Here is a 14,661-nt window from a genome sequence, read left to right as displayed (position 1 = left end):
ATCGCTTACTCTGCTATGGTGGCGGCGCCGGCCGGGGGGCCGGCTTTCGGATTCGGGTGGGGGGAGAGTAGTCAGGAGCGCAAAGTGAACGTTGAAACCCCGCGCGATTTTCTCGACCGTCGTCAGCTCGTCAGTGCGCTGCGAAGCTTTCGGCGGGGCGATTTCAGCGTCCGCCTGCCCGAGGACCATCCCGGCCTCGACGGCGAGATCGCGAGCCTTTTCAATGAGGTCGTCACGATCGAGAGTCAGATGACCGAAGAGCTGGAACGCCTGTCGAAGGTGGTCGGCAAGGAAGGCAAAATCGGCCAGCGCGGCCGTGTGCGGGGAGCGACGGGCGGCTGGGACGCCAAGCTGCGCGCGGTCAATGATCTGATCGAGGACATGGTGCAGCCGACCGCCGAGGTTTCCCGCGTCATCGGCGCGGTGGCCAAGGGCGACCTGTCGCAAACGATGACGGTCGAGATCGACGGCCGGCCGCTCCGCGGCGAGTTCCTGCGAATCGGCAAGGTCGTCAACACGATGGTCGAGCAGCTCGCCTCCTTCGCCTCGGAAGTGACGCGCGTCGCGCGCGAGGTCGGCACCGAGGGTAAATTGGGCGGTCAGGCGACGGTGAAGGGGGTCGCCGGCACGTGGAAGGATCTGACCGACAACGTCAACGCGATGGCGACCAACCTCACCAGCCAGGTCCGCAACATCGCCGAAGTGACGACCGCGGTGGCGAGCGGAGACCTTTCCAAGAAGATCACGGTCGAGGTGAAGGGCGAAATCCTGGAGCTCAAGAACACCATCAACGTCATGGTCGATCAGCTCAATTCGTTCGCCTCGGAGGTGACGCGCGTCGCGCGCGAGGTCGGCACCGAAGGCAAATTGGGCGGCCAGGCCAAGGTCGAAGGCGTCGCCGGCACCTGGAAGGACCTGACCGACAATGTGAATTCGATGGCCGAGAACCTGACCGGCCAGGTCCGCAACATCGCCGAGGTGACGACGGCGGTGGCGAGCGGCGACCTTTCCAAGAAGATCACCGTCGACGTGAAGGGCGAGATTCTCGAGCTCAAGAACACGATCAACGTCATGGTCGACCAGCTCAACAGCTTCGCCTCCGAAGTGACGCGCGTCGCCCGCGAGGTCGGCACCGAGGGCAAATTGGGCGGGCAGGCGCAGGTGCCCGGCGTCGCCGGCACGTGGAAGGATCTGACCGACAACGTCAATCTGATGGCCGACAATCTGACCGGCCAGGTGCGCAACATCGCCGAGGTGACCACCGCCGTGGCGAGCGGCGACCTTTCCAAGAAGATCACCGTCGACGTGAAGGGCGAGATCCTCGAGCTCAAGAACACGATCAACGTCATGGTCGACCAGCTGAACGGCTTCGCCTCGGAAGTGACGCGCGTGGCGCGCGAGGTCGGCACGGACGGAAAGCTCGGCGGTCAGGCGACGGTGCCCGGCGTCGCGGGCACCTGGGCCGACCTGACCGACAATGTGAATCTGATGGCCGACAATCTCACCGGCCAGGTGCGCAATATCGCCGAGGTGACCACCGCGGTGGCGCGCGGCGATCTTTCCAAGAAGATCACCGTCGAGGTGAAGGGCGAGATATTGGAGCTCAAGGACACGATCAACGTGATGGTGGACCAGCTCAACAGCTTCGCCTCGGAAGTGACCCGCGTCGCGCGCGAGGTCGGAACCGACGGCAAATTGGGCGGCCAGGCGCAGGTCGAGGGCGTCGCCGGCACTTGGAAGGATCTGACCGACAATGTGAACGCCATGGCCGGCAATCTGACGGGCCAGGTCCGCAACATCGCCGAGGTGACCACCGCCGTGGCGCGCGGCGATCTTTCCAAGAAGATCACCGTCGAGGTGAAGGGTGAAATCCTGGAGCTGAAGAATACCATCAACACGATGGTCGACCAGCTCAACAGCTTCGCCTCGGAAGTGACCCGCGTGGCGCGCGAGGTGGGGTCGGACGGCAAATTGGGCGGCCAGGCCAAGGTCGAGGGCGTCGGCGGCACCTGGAAGGATCTGACCGACAATGTGAACGAGCTCGCCGCCAACCTCACCGGCCAGGTCCGCAACATCGCCGAAGTCACGACCGCGGTGGCGCTGGGCGATCTGTCGAAGAAGATCACCGTCGACGTGAAGGGCGAGATTCTCGAGCTCAAGAATACGATCAACACGATGGTCGACCAGCTCAACGGCTTCGCGTCCGAAGTGACCCGCGTCGCCCGCGAGGTCGGCACCGAGGGGAAGTTGGGCGGCCAGGCGCAGGTGCGCGGAGTCGCCGGCACCTGGGCGGACCTCACCGACAACGTCAATCTGATGGCCGACAATCTGACCGGCCAGGTCCGCAACATCGCCGACGTGACCACCGCCGTGGCGAGGGGCGATCTGTCGAAGAAGATCACCGTCGACGTGAAGGGCGAGATCCTGGAGCTGAAGGACACGATCAACACGATGGTCGATCAGCTCAACGGCTTCGCGTCGGAAGTCACCCGCGTGGCGCGCGAGGTCGGCACCGAGGGCAAGCTCGGCGGTCAGGCGCAGGTGCCCGGCGTCGGCGGCACGTGGAAGGATCTCACGGATAACGTTAATCTGATGGCGACCAACCTCACCAACCAGGTGCGCGGCATCGCCGACGTCGTCACCGCGGTCGCGCAGGGCAATCTGAAGCGCAAGCTGACCGTCGACGCCAAGGGCGAGATCGCCGCGCTCGCCGAGACCATCAACTTCATGATCGAGACGCTGTCGACCTTCGGCGATCAGGTCACCAACATGGCCCGCGAGGTCGGCATCGAAGGCCGGCTGGGCGGCCAGGCGCGCGTGCCGGGCGCCGCCGGGCTGTGGCGCGATTTGACCGATAACGTCAACCAGCTCGCTGCCAATCTCACCAACCAGGTCCGCTCGATCGCCGACGTGGCGACCGCGGTGACCAAGGGCGACTTGACCCGCTCGATCGCGGTCGAGGCGTCGGGCGAGATGGCCTCCTTGAAGGACAATATCAACGAGATGATCCGCAACCTCAAGGAACAGACCTTGAAGAATGCGGAGCAGGACTGGCTCAAGACCAACCTCGCGCGCTTCAGCCGGATGCTTCAGGGCGAGCGCGATCTCGCCACCGTCTCCAACCTCATCATGTCCGAGCTGGCGCCGCTGGTGAACGCCCAATACGGCGTCTTTTACGTCACGCGCCGCGACGAGAACGACACCGTCCTCGATCTCGTCGCCAGCTACGGCGCGGAGAGCATGGATGAGCTGAAACCCGCCTTCAAGCTGCGCGAGGGGCTGGTCGGCCAATGCGCGGCCGACAAAAGGGCCATGCTCCTCCAAAACGTGCCCGGCGATTTCATCCGCATCGGCTCCGGGCTCGGTCATGCCAAGCCGGCCAACGTCAACATCATGCCCGCCTTGTTCGAGGACGATGTGAAGGCGGTAATCGAACTGGCCTCGTTCAACGAGTTCAACGAGACCCACCAGAGCTTCCTCGACCAGTTGATGGAATCGGTCGGCATCGTGCTCAACACCATCGCCGCGACGATGCGGACCGAGGGCCTGCTCAAGCAGTCGCAGCTACTGACCCAGGAGCTGCAGACGCGCCAGAGCGAGCTCACCACCAAGCAGGAGGAATTGCACAACACCAACGAGGAGCTTCAGGAGAAGGCGCAGCTGCTCGAGAATGAGAAACGCCAGGTCGAGGCCAAGAATTTCGAGATCGACATGGCTCGGCGCGCGATCGAGGAAAAGGCCGAGCAGCTGACCGTCACGTCGAAGTACAAGTCCGAATTCCTTGCCAATATGAGCCACGAGCTGAGGACGCCGCTCAACTCCCTGCTCATCCTGTCGAAGCTGCTCGCCGACAACCCGCAGGGCAATCTCAACGAGAAGCAGACCGAGTTCGCGCGCACCATCCACTCGGCGGGCTCGGACCTGCTGAGCCTCATCAACGACATTCTCGACCTGTCGAAGATCGAATCGGGCACGGTTTCGATCGAGCTCGGCGACATGCCGATGAGCGGCCTTCGCCAGCATATGGACCGTACGTTCCGCCAGCTCGCCGCCGACAAGGGGCTGGCCTTCGAGGTCGATTTCGACGCCAAGCTGCCGGCGACGATCCGGACCGACGAGAAGAGGCTCCAGCAGGTCGTGCTCAACCTCCTTTCCAACGCGTTCAAGTTCACCGCCCATGGCGGCGTGACCCTGAGCGTGAGCTGCGCCGAGAGCGGCTGGAGCCTCAACCATCCGGCGCTGCGGACGGCCAAGGGCGTCATCGCGATCGCCGTCACCGACACCGGCATTGGCATCCCGGACGACAAGCAGAAGCTGATCTTCGAAGCCTTTCAGCAGGCCGACGGCACGACCAGCCGCAAATATGGCGGCACCGGCCTCGGCCTGTCGATCAGCCGCGAGATCGCGCGCCTTCTGGGCGGCGAGCTGCGCGTCCAATCGAAGCCGGGGCAGGGCTCGACCTTCACTTTGTTCGTGCCGCTGGAAACCTCGCCCAACGCGGCCGCCATTCCCGCCGGGACGCCCGCGCGCTACGACAATAGCGGCGCCATGATCCCGGCCGGCATCGCCGCGGACGCCGAGGTGATCGACGACCGCGAGATGCTCGGCGACGATCCCTTCGTGCTCATCGTCGAGGACGACACGACCTTCGCCGCGATCCTCCTCGAGCTCGCCCACGAGGCGGGGCTGAAGGGGGTGGTCTCGACCGCGGGGGCGGGCACGCTGGCCCTGGCGCGCAAGCTCCAGCCGGACGCGATCACGCTCGATCTTGGCCTTTCGGACATTGACGGTTTCGTTTTGCTCGACCTGCTGAAGCACGGCCCCCAAACCCGCCACATCCCGATCCACGTCATTTCGGGCGCGGACCAGGCGTCGGCCGCGGCCGGCATGGGCGCTTTGGGCATCACCGCCAAACCGGCCGACCATGCGGAGCTGGGGCGGGTCTTCTACGGCATCGCCGGACAGATCGAGCGGACCGAGCGGCGCGTGCTGGTCGCGGGCGGCGACAGCGCCGAGCGCAAGCGGATCGCCGCGGCGATCGCCGACCCGCTCATCGAAGTCGAAACCGCCTCGGGCATCGCCAAGGCCAAGCCGGACATCAGCGAGTTCGACGGCATATTGATCGCGGCCGCCACCGGCGATCAGGCGCTGCGCGAGCTCAAGGCCCTGCAGGGGAGTTCCAGCACGGCGCCGCTGGTCATCGTCGCCAGCGACGATGGCGACAGGATCAGGGCGGCGGTCGAGCCGGTGGCAGGGCCGCGCCACGTCATTGTCGTCGACGGAACCGACTCGCTGACGCCGCGCCTGGCGCCGCTGCTTCGGCGCGCGAAGCGGTCGATGGGGGGCATCGAGGCCGCGCCGGCCACGCGCGGCGTACCCGAGTTGGCCGGCGCCAAGGTTCTCATCGTCGATGACGATATTCGGAACATCTACTCCCTTACGAGCGTCCTGGAGAGCTATGACGTGGAAGTGCTCCATGCGGAGCGTGGCAGGGAGGGTATCGCAATCCTGGAACGGACACCCGGCGTGGATGTCGCGCTGATCGACATCATGATGCCCGAGATGGACGGATATGAGACGATGCGGCAGATCCGCGACCGGCCCGCGCTGGCCGACGTGCCGCTCGTCGCCGTCACCGCCAAGGCGATGAAGGGCGACCGCCAGAAGTGCCTCGACGCCGGCGCTTCCGATTATATCGCCAAGCCGGTCGACATCGAGCTGCTGCTGGCGCTGCTCCGCGTCTGGGTGGCGCGCTCGCGCGACCGGGCGGCGTCGGCCGCGCCCGGCGCGGCCCAGAGAGCGGCGGAATAAGGGTGACGATGGCGCGACCCGTCCGGAGAGGCGCGAAGGCGTCCTCCGCCATCGACGCGGAGGCCCTGCGCGAGGTTCCGCTGGAGGCCAAGCCGCTGCCGCGCGCGCGGGTGCTGGTCGTCGACGACGACGAGCGCAACCTGCTCGCCATCCGCACCGTGCTGGAGGACGTCGCCGACGTCGTCGTCGCTTCATCGGGTGAGGAGGCGCTGCGGCAGCTGCTCAAAGGCGAGTTCGCAGTGATCCTGCTCGATGTCTATATGCCGGGCATGGACGGCTACGAGACCGCCCAGATCATCCGTTCGCGCGAGCAGACCAAGCGCATTCCGATCGTCTTCCTGTCAGCGGTCAACAAGGAGACCGAGCACCTCATCCGCGGCTATTCGATGGGCGCGGTGGATTATGTGTTCAAGCCGGTCGAGCCGATCGTCCTCCAGTCCAAGGTGGCGGTGTTCGTCGACCTGTTCGTGATGACGCGCGAGATTCAGCGCAAGGCCAGGCAGGAACAGGCGCTCCTCGACGCCAACCTCCGCGCCAATGCCGAGCGGCTGCGCGCCGAGCAGGAGCTGCGCCTCGTCGAGCAGCGCGAGGCGGCCATCATCCGGTCGCTGCCGATCATCCTCTATCTGGAGCCGTTCGGCGCCAATCCGCGCATCCCGCGGTTCGTCAGCGGCAATTTCGCGGCGGTGACGGGGTTTGAATTCGAGGCGCTCAAGGCCCAGCCGGACCTGTGGATCGAGCGGCTGCACGAAAACGATCGGGCGCGCGTCGTGGCGGCGCTGGAAGCGCGATCCACGACCGGGTCCATGGCTCTCGAATATCGCTGGAAATGCGCCGATGGCCAGTACAAGCATTTCCTCGACCAGGCGGTTCTGCTCCGCGACGCCCATGGCGCGCCGACTGAATTCGCCGGCACCTTGCTCGACGTCACCGACCGCCGCGACCTGGAGAGCCAGCTCGTCCAGGCGCGCAAGATGGACGCGATCGGCAAGCTGACCGGCGGCATCGCGCACGATTTCAACAACCTTCTTGCCGCCGTCCTGGGCGGGCTCGGCCTGATCGAGCGCCGCGTCGCGCTCGACGGGGAGCAGCGCAAGATCCTGGCGATGACCCGTCACGCCGCCGAGCAGGGATCGGAACTGGTAAGGCGGCTGCTCGCCTTCGCGCGCCGTCAGCAGCTCGAACCCGCCCGCATCGACATCGGCAAATTGTCGGAGACGGTCAGCGACCTTCTGGCGCACACCTTGGGCGGCCTCGTACGGCTGGACTGGCGGACTGGGGACGACTTGTGGTGCGCCTATGCGGACGAGGCCCAGCTCGAGCTCGCGCTGATGAACCTCATCATCAATGCCCGCGACGCGATGCCCGAGGGGGGCGAGATCTGCGTTGCCGGGGAAAACCGGCTGGTCAGCATGGACAACGATCTCGGCATTCCCGCCGGCGATTATGTGTTGATCGCGGTCACCGATACCGGCTGCGGAATCGCGCCCGAAATAATGGAGCAGGTGCTCGAGCCCTTCTTCACCACCAAGGATATCGGCAAGGGCACCGGCCTGGGGCTTTCCATGGTCTATGGTTTCGCCAAGCAATCGGGCGGGGCGATCGACATCGAAAGCGAAGTCGGCGGGGGCACGCGCGTGGAAATCTGGCTGCCGCGCGCGCCCGAAAGCTCGAAGGACGCGGCCGCCCCGGCGACCGCGCCGGAAATTGCCCCGCGCGACGGGCAGGCGCGCTCGCTCAACATCCTCCTCGTCGACGACCATAATGGGGTGCGTATGGCGACGGCGGGAATTCTCGGCGATCTCGGGCACAAGGTCACCGAGGCGTCGGACGGCCCGGAGCTGCTCGCTCTGCTCGGCGACGACCCGGACGCGTTCGACCTCATCATCTGCGATTATGCGATGCCCCTGGTCTCGGGGATCGACGTGGTCGAGGGCGCGCGCAAGCTGCGGCCCGGTTTGCCCGGCATCATCGTCACTGGCTATGCCGACGCCCAGTCCATCGCCCGACGGCCCGAGAACGTACCCGTGTTGAACAAGCCGTTCACGCCCGAGCAGATGAATCAGGCGATCAATGGTCTCTTCCGCCGCCCTTGCGCCTCGGCCGCGGAATAAATCAGCCTTCGTGCCAATCCCGCTTCAGGCGGCGGGCGGCGAGGAAATAGAGGGCGGAGCTCAAGAGGTAGAAGCCGAGCCCGTAGAGGATCGAATATTTGAGCGCGTCGTCGCCATAGGTCGCGTTCATGGCGTCGGACATGAAGCCGAGGAAGAAGATGCCGAAGCCGATCCCGATCAGGTTGTTGATGAACAGGAAGCTCGCCGACGCGGTGGCGCGCATGTTGGGCGGGACGATATGCTGCACGGCGGCGATGATCGGGCCGAGCCAGGCGAGCGCCAGCATCTGCCCTATCGCGAACAGCACCCAGCCGACCGCCAGCGACGGCGCGAACAGGCCCGCGGCGAAGATCGGGGCGGCGATCAGGAAGCAGATCGCCGGAATGCGCGCATAAGCGCCGGGATTGGCGGGGCCCGTCCGGTCGGCGAACCAGCCGCCGAGCCACGTTCCGGCCATGCCGCCGACCAGCACGATCGAACCGTAGAACCAGCCAACCTCGGTAAGCGAAAGCCCGTAGCTGCGGCTGAAGAAGCTCGGCAGCCAGAAGATGAGGCCGTAGCCGAGGATCGAACCCGACGCCGCGCCGAAGGAGAGGAGCCAGAAGCTCGGCGTCGATGTGAGTCTTGCCGCCACGACGGGAAACGGCGGCGCGGGCTCGCTCGGCTGGCCGTCGGCCGTGTCGAATCCGCCGCGTACCGGCTCGGGGATGCAGAGCTTGACCAGCAAGGCGGCCGGCAGCCCCGCGACGCCGACGATGATGAAGGCCGAGCGCCAGTCGAGATTGCTGGCGATCCAGCCGCCGAAGAAAACGCCGAGCGCCGAGCCGATGGGAATGCCGAGCGAGAAGAGTGCCAGCGCCCGCGCGCGCCGCTCTTTGGGGTAGAAATCCGAGATGAGCGCGTAAGAGGGCGCGACGCCGCCCGCCTCGCCGATGCCGACCCCCATCCGCGCGAGGAACAGGTGCCAGAAATTCTGCGCGAAGCCGCAGGCGGCGGTGAACGCGCTCCACAAAGCGACCGAGCAGGCGATGATGTTGACCCGGCTGCGGCGGTCGGCGAGCCAGGCGATGGGCACGGCGAGTCCGCTGTAGAAAAGCGCGAACGCAATCCCGCCCATCAGACCGAGCTGCCCATCGGAAAGGCCGAGCTCGGCCTTGATCGGCACGGCGAGCACGCCGATGATCTGGCGGTCGATGAAGTTGAAGATATAGGCGAGGAGCAGGATGGCGAGCACGCGGCGCCCGCTCGTTCCCGCCACGTCCCTGCTCCCCGCCATGTTTTTCCCCTTAGAAGTTCAAGCCGACGGTCAGATACACCTGCCGCGGGTTGCCGTAATAGGCCGTCAGCACGCCTTCGCCACCCAAAGTCGGGCTGAGGCCCGGCGTCCCGTCGGGCAGGATGAACGCGCCGGTGTCCGGATTCTGCCGCAGGAAGTTATAGCCCGAGACGATATATTCCTTGTCGGTCAGGTTCTTGCCATGGAGGCCGATCGACCATTTGTCGTTATCCGCCCGCCAGACGATGCTGGCGTCCCACAAGGCGAAGCCCGGCTGGTCGAGCATCGCCGTCGGGACTTCGAACTGGCCGACCTTGCTCCGGTAGGAGAGGGTGCTGATGAGGTTCAGCATACCGCCCCCGACCGGCGTTCCGTAGTTGATGGTGCCGCTCGCCGTCCATTTGGGCGTGTTCTGGATGTTGCGGCGGTCGGCCACGTCGATGCCGCGCGCGTCGATGAACTTCTTGTAGTCCGCGTTGATGTAGCCGAGCGACCAGGCGAAGTTGAACGAGTCGCCGGGTGTTCCGAAATCCTCGGCGACGCGGGCATTGCCTTCGAACTCGATGCCCTGGAAACGCGCCGCGCCGGCGTTGGTGGTGACGCCGATGAAGGTCTGCTGGCCATTGAGGACGACGCCGACCGATCCCGGCACCTGCACGTTGGTATAATCGGCGTGGAAGGCGGCGAGGCTGAAGTTGACGCGGCGGTCGAGCAGCGACGCCTTCCAGCCGATCTCGTAGCTGTCCACCGTCTCCGGCTCGAACGACATGAAGTCGTAAATCTCGTCGGGCTCACGAACGCCGTCACCGTCGAGGTCCGGCGCGGCGGTGCTGACCCCGCGCGGGTCGAAACCTCCGCCCTTGAAGCCCTTGGAATAGCTTGCGTAGATATTGTGGTCCGGCGTCGGCTTGAAGCTGACCGAGGCGCGCGGCGTGAATTCCTCGAAATTGGCGGTCCCGGTGAAATCGGACTGGAGCGCGATCAGGGTTCCGCCGCCGCCGAAGAAGGGAGAGCCACCGCCGATGAACACCTGGCGGAGAACGTCCGATGTCCGCTGGTCCCAGGTGTAACGGCCGCCGAGCGAGACGCTGAACTGGTCGCTGAGGTCGTAGGTGGCGTCGGCGAAGATGGCGAAGGTCTCGGTATCGACGTCGCCGAAGGTGAGCGCGGTCACCGTGCCGGGAAGGCGGACGTCGAAGTTGGTTTCGGCATTGGCATCGAGGAAATAGGCCCCGAACAGCCCGGCCAGCGTCCCGTCGTCGTAGACGAGCTGGACTTCCTGCGAAATCTGGTCGTTCTTGTAGACGGCGGGAACGTCCACATCGACCGCGGGGAGCGAGTCGAAATCGATCGGCGAGCCGCTTTCGTCGGCGCGATAGGCGGAGATGCTGCGGAGCGTCAGGTGGTCGGTCATCTCGAAGTCGGCGTGGAAGTTGACGCCGCCGGCTTTCACCTTCTGCTTGGGATCGAGCAGCCCGCCGCGCGAATCGAATACGTCGTCCAGCACGGGCGTTCCCGAGATCAGCCCCGGAATCAGCCGGTGGCCGCCGCGCGGATCGCTCCGGTCCTCGGTATAGTCGCCCGAGACCCGGAACGAGATGGCGTCGCCGGCGTCGATCTCGGCGGCGACGCGGCCGGCCCAGATGTCGCGATTGTAGTTTTCGAGGCCGGTGGTGAGATTGTCGCCGAAGCCGCCGCGGCTGAGCCGCGCGAAAGTTGCCCCGACGCGGACATTGTCGCTGAGCGGCCCGGCGGCGCCGATAACGAGGTCGGCCTGATCGTAGGTGCCGACCGTGGCGCGGACGCGGAAACTCGGTTCGTCGGGCAGACCCTTGGTCACATATTTGACCGCGCCGCCGATCGTGTTGCGGCCGTAGAGCGTGCCTTGCGGCCCGCGCAGGATTTCGATCCGCTCGACCTCGTAAATGTCGAGAAGCGCCGCCTGCGGCCGGTTGAGATAGACGTCGTCGAGATAGATGCCGACGCCGGCCTCGAAACCGGCGACCGGATCCTGCTGGCCGACGCCGCGGATGAAGGCGGTGAGCGTTGAATTGGTGCCGCGCGAGGCTTCGAGCGTGACGTTGGGCGTGGTGTCGGCGATGTCGGTGATGTCCATCGCGCCCTGCGCCTCGAGCGCCTCGCCCGAATAAGCGGTGACGGCGATCGGGACGTCGCGCAGATTCTCCTCGCGCCGCCGCGCCGTCACGACGATGTCGCCGGTCGTCTCGGTCACTTCCTCGGCGGAGACCAATTCGTCGCCCGCCTCCTGCGTGGCCACGGCGTCCTGGGCGAAAGCGGGACCGGCAAGAGCCGCGAAAGCGGTGCCGATGCCGAGGGCGGTGAGCAGTTTCGTCTTGCGAGCCATGGTGATCCTCCTGTTATGCTGTCATCGAATTGCTGCGGACGCGCGGAAGGCTGGCCGCGAAATCGCGCAGGGCGCGGTTGAAAAGCTCGGGTTGCTCGATGTGCGGGCTGTGGCCCGATTGGTCGAATTGCACGATCTTCGAACGGGGAATGGCGGCGCCGAGGAAATCGGCGGTGTCCGATCCATAAAGATGGCTGTGGGCCCCGTGCGCGATCAGGGTCGGCTGGTCGATGCGGCCGAGCGTCGGCCGGAAATCCTGGGCCATCAGCGAACGCCACAAGGCGCTGATCGCCGCCGGGTCGTTCCTGGCGAATTCCTCCCCGGCCCAGCGTGCCCGGGCGTCGAATTCGGCACCCTCGCGGGGCGCGAAGATCGCCTCGCCGGCCTGGGTCGCGAAGCTGTGGAAATCCTCCTCGATCGCCCGCCGCCGGGCCTCGCACGCCTCGGCGGAAAGGCCGAGCCGCCAGTCGCCGTCGTTCATCACCCGCGGCGTCATGTCGACGACGACGGCGCCCGCGAAGCGGGCCGAAGCGGGCCCGTCGAGCATCCGCCAGAGCACCGAGGCGCCAAGCGACCAGCCGATTCCGATCGCGTCCCGCAGGTCGAGCGCTTCGACCACCCCTCTTACGTCCGCGGCGATTCGATCCACCGTCGGAGCCTCGCCGGCCTCTCGCGATTCGCCGTGTCCACGAAGATCGATGCCGATCAGGCGAAACTGGCCGGCAAGGTCGCGCTGGGCCTCGAAAAAGCCGCGATGCGCCATCAGCCCGTGGAGCAGCAGCAAGGGCCGTCCCTCGCCCATGTCGTCATAGGCGATGCGAGCGCCATCCAATGCGGTGTAATGCGGCAACGAAACCCCTCCCAGGCGCACTCTATCGTGGAGGCTTACCTCCCTGCTGAATGCCATGAGCTGAAAGTTGAGTCAATGTTCAAGTTACCGGGGTGCTTGCGGAAAGGTGAAACTCGGTTCAAGTTCTCCGGAGGGGAGGAATCATGTCGGAGTTGAGGCTGGCCGCGGCCGACAAGACACCGCGCACCGAACGCGGCCGCAAGACCTTGCGCCGCGTCCTGGAAGCGGCGGCGCTCGAATTCGGCGAGCGCGGCTACCACGACGCCGCGATCACCGGCATCACCCAGCGCGCCGGCGTCGCGCTCGGCACCTTCTACACCTATTTCGAGAGCAAGGAGGAGGTGTTCCGCGCCCTCGTCCGCGACATGAGCCGCGCGACACGCGCCCATGTCGCCGAAGCGGTCAAGGATGCGCCCGACCGGATCGCCGCCGAGAGGATGGGCCTGGAATCCTTCATCGCCTTCGTCCGCAAGCATCGCGAGCTCTACCGGATCATCGAGGAGGCCCAGTTCGTCGCCGACGACGTCTATCGCGAACATTACCGGACCTTCGTCGAGGGTTATCGCCGCAACCTCGCGGCCGCCTCCCGGCGCGGCGAGATCGTGGCCGGGGAGGATGAGCCGCGCGCCTGGGCCCTCATTGGAATGAGCGTCTTCCTTGGCATGCGCTACGGCATATGGGAGGAGGATTTGTCGCCCGGCGAGATCGCCGACATCGCCATCGGGCTGGTGTCGGAGGGCCTGAGGAAGCGCGGCTGATGCTGGCCGACATCCCCGACCTCATCGCCAGGCGCGGCGAACTCTCCTCGGACAAGGTGGCGCTGGAGGAAAGCGGACGCCTTCTCACTTATGCGGAGCTCGATCGCCGCGCCGGGCAGGCGGCGTCGCTGATGGCGGAGCGCGGGGTGGGCGAGGGCGACCGGGTCGCCATCCTGTGCCGCAATCGCATCGCCTTCTTCGAAATATTGTTCGGCTGCGCCAAGCTGGGCGCGATCCTGGTCCCGCTCAACTGGCGGATGCCGCCTTCGGAACTGGCCGAGCTCATCGACGATTGCGCGCCCGCCCTCCTCTTCGCCGGCGTGGAGGACGAAGCGGCCGCCGACGCTTTGGCGCTCCCCACGATCGGCCTCGATCGCGATTATGAAGCCCTGGTGGCGCGGGCCCCCGCCGGCCGATGGCGCGGCCAATGGCCGGCGGAGGACATCTGGTATCTCATCTACACGTCCGGCACGACCGGGCGGCCCAAGGGCGTGATCTACAATTTCCGCATGGCGATGGCGAATTACGTCAATATCGGTTCGGCGATCGGCCTGACCTCGACCGACGCGACGGCCAATTTCCTGCCTTTGTTTCATACCGCCGGGATCAACCTGCACAGCCTGCCGACCCTGATCGCGGGCGGGCGCGTGATCGTCGTCGGCGTCTTCGACGCGGAGCCGGTGGTGCGGCTGCTGGAAGGGCGGCGGCTGGACACCTTCTTTGCCGTGCCGACCGTTTACCAGGCGCTGCTCGACCATCCGCGCTTCGCCGCAGCACCGCTCGATCATGTCCGTCACTGGGGCTGCGGCGGCGCGCCGTTGCCCGATGCGCTGGTCGAACATTATCGCGCACTCGGCGTCCGCATCTGCAACGGCATGGGGATGACCGAGACCGGGCCGACGGCCTTTCTCGCCGATCCCGCCGACGCGTGGGACCGGATCGGGTCGGTCGGCAGGGCGCGAACATTGTGCAACGCCAGGATCGTCGATGAAGAGGGTCGCGACGTGGCCGACGGCGAGGTCGGCGATCTGCTCTTTTCGGGCCCCGGCGTGACGCCCGGCTATTGGGGAGACGAAGCGGCGACCCGCGCCGCCTTCACCGCCGACGGCTGGCTCCGCTCCGGCGATCTCGCCCGCCGCGACGGCGATGGGCTCCATTATATCGTCGGCCGCCGGAAGGAGATGTTCATCTCGGGCGGCGAGAACGTCTATCCGGCCGAGGTCGAGAAGGTGCTCGCCGCTCATCCCGCCATCGCCGAGGCCGCGGTGGTGCCGGCGCCCGATCCGCGCTGGGGGGAGGTCGCCAGGGCCTTCATCCTCACCACGTCCGGTTCGACGCCCACGCCGGAGGAACTTCATGCTTTCTGCCGCGCCCGCCTGGCCGCATACAAGGTGCCAAGAAGCTTCGAATATGTCTCGGACTTCCCCCGAACCGCGGCGGGGAAGATCAGAAAGCACGCTTTATCCGTAGCGGAATAGGGTGCGCGG

Annotated in this window: 7 protein-coding genes; 4 read left to right on the top strand and 3 right to left on the bottom strand. The window is 66.1% G+C overall.

Annotated elements, in window-relative coordinates:
* Positions 1 to 84 precede the first annotated feature (84 nt).
* Positions 85 to 5,811: a HAMP domain-containing protein gene (locus tag ACFQRC_RS04835; protein ID WP_379958369.1), complete on the top strand. Its 5,727-nt coding sequence runs from the start codon at positions 85 to 87 to the stop codon at positions 5,809 to 5,811.
* An 8-nt stretch (positions 5,812 to 5,819) separates the two neighbouring features.
* Positions 5,820 to 7,925 carry a response regulator gene (locus ACFQRC_RS04830; protein ID WP_379958367.1) on the top strand — a complete coding sequence of 702 codons (2,106 nt, stop codon included), beginning with the start codon at positions 5,820 to 5,822 and terminating at the stop codon, positions 7,923 to 7,925.
* A gap of 1 nt (position 7,926) precedes the next feature.
* Here the strand turns inward: ACFQRC_RS04830 and ACFQRC_RS04825 are convergent, their stop codons facing one another.
* Genes ACFQRC_RS04825 through ACFQRC_RS04815 form a run of 3 tightly spaced genes read right to left on the bottom strand, consistent with a single transcriptional unit; the run spans position 7,927 to position 12,416 of the window.
* Positions 7,927 to 9,201: a spinster family MFS transporter gene (locus ACFQRC_RS04825; RefSeq protein ID WP_379958364.1), complete on the bottom strand. Its 1,275-nt coding sequence runs from the start codon at positions 9,199 to 9,201 to the stop codon at positions 7,927 to 7,929.
* Between the two features lie 10 nt (positions 9,202 to 9,211).
* Positions 9,212 to 11,566, bottom strand: a complete 2,355-nt coding sequence (locus ACFQRC_RS04820; RefSeq protein WP_379958361.1) for a TonB-dependent receptor — start codon at positions 11,564 to 11,566, stop codon at positions 9,212 to 9,214.
* Between the two features lie 13 nt (positions 11,567 to 11,579).
* Positions 11,580 to 12,416: an alpha/beta fold hydrolase gene (locus ACFQRC_RS04815; RefSeq protein WP_379958358.1), complete on the bottom strand. Its 837-nt coding sequence runs from the start codon at positions 12,414 to 12,416 to the stop codon at positions 11,580 to 11,582.
* Between the two features lie 143 nt (positions 12,417 to 12,559).
* Between ACFQRC_RS04815 and ACFQRC_RS04810 the strand changes: the two genes are divergently transcribed.
* Positions 12,560 to 13,174: a TetR/AcrR family transcriptional regulator gene (locus ACFQRC_RS04810; RefSeq protein WP_379958356.1), complete on the top strand. Its 615-nt coding sequence runs from the start codon at positions 12,560 to 12,562 to the stop codon at positions 13,172 to 13,174.
* Positions 13,174 to 14,652 (top strand): class I adenylate-forming enzyme family protein, encoded by a 1,479-nt coding sequence (locus tag ACFQRC_RS04805; protein WP_379958353.1) that lies wholly within the window; start codon positions 13,174 to 13,176, stop codon positions 14,650 to 14,652. Before ACFQRC_RS04810 ends, ACFQRC_RS04805 begins: the two co-directional genes overlap by 1 nt.
* Positions 14,653 to 14,661: the final 9 nt, after the last annotated feature.

It is taken from the genome of Enterovirga sp. GCM10030262 (assembly GCF_042666435.1).
Taxonomy (GTDB): Bacteria; Pseudomonadota; Alphaproteobacteria; order Sphingomonadales; family Sphingomonadaceae; genus Allosphingosinicella.
This window is presented reverse-complemented; position numbering and strand designations above follow the sequence as displayed.